This is a genomic window from Moraxella sp. E33BD (genome assembly GCF_041807865.1).
GTDB lineage: Bacteria > Pseudomonadota > Gammaproteobacteria > Pseudomonadales > Moraxellaceae > Moraxella > Moraxella haemolytica.
Genome location: NZ_JBGTZD010000041.1, coordinates 1 through 800, shown reverse-complemented (window position 1 = coordinate 800; position 800 = coordinate 1). Strand labels below are relative to the sequence as shown.

The 800-nt window shown below is 42.8% G+C and carries 2 protein-coding genes; both read left to right on the top strand.

What is annotated here, in order from left to right:
- The coding region (locus tag ACERC6_RS10275; RefSeq protein WP_373628960.1) for a hypothetical protein at window positions 1–381 on the top strand (381 nt) is incomplete at its 5' end.
- Window positions 382–411: 30 nt separating this feature from the next.
- The coding region (locus tag ACERC6_RS10270) for a hypothetical protein (protein ID WP_373628959.1) at window positions 412–800 on the top strand (389 nt) is incomplete at its 3' end.

The window sequence follows — 800 nt, the reverse complement described above, 5'->3', positions numbered from 1 at the left end:
TCTGATGATTTTGACAAAAAACAACCTTTATATTATATGCTGGGTGGTTTTTCCTTAAAGTGTATTCACACTGGCAAAAATATCGTACTGCGTCAAGAAAACCTTGCTCATGTCAATGAAATCATCACTCAAGATGGCGATTATCAACCATCAATGATAGATGGTGCGTTACTTGGTGGTGCACTGGCAATCGCTACCGAGAGTATGTTTGCTGGTATGGCAGGTGCTGTGGTTGGCTCATTATTGGGTGTTAAAAAAATGCACTTATTACAGCTTATTTTTGATGATGGACGCAGTTTAATTGTTAAAGCCAGCAGTAAAGATACCCAAAAAATCAAGCATCACGCCAAAAGCACAGACTACCTAACTTTGGGTGGATAATGCCGATAAAATCAACGCAAAGCACTCGTCATGAGTGCTTTTTTATTGGAGAAATTCATGTCATTGGGCATCGAAATTCATGTGGCGGCAAACACCGCTCAATTTACCAGAAATATCAGCAAAGTCGGCAAGCAATCCAAGCAAGCCGCCCAGCAGATGCAATCTTCCATCACTCATGCCACAAGCCAAGCGTCTAAAGGCATGAATAACTTAACACAGCACACCCAAAAAGCCACCTTGGGTCTTAACAAGCTATCTAAGATGGGTGGTATTATTGCCAAAGGAATTGCAGCTGCTACAGGTGTATTTGCTTCTGTCAGTAGCATGGTGTCTGTACGCCGTGAGTTTGATGTATTAAACGCCAGCCTTATCACCGCCACAGGTTCGGCACAATCAGCGTTCGAGCAAATGGACAAGCT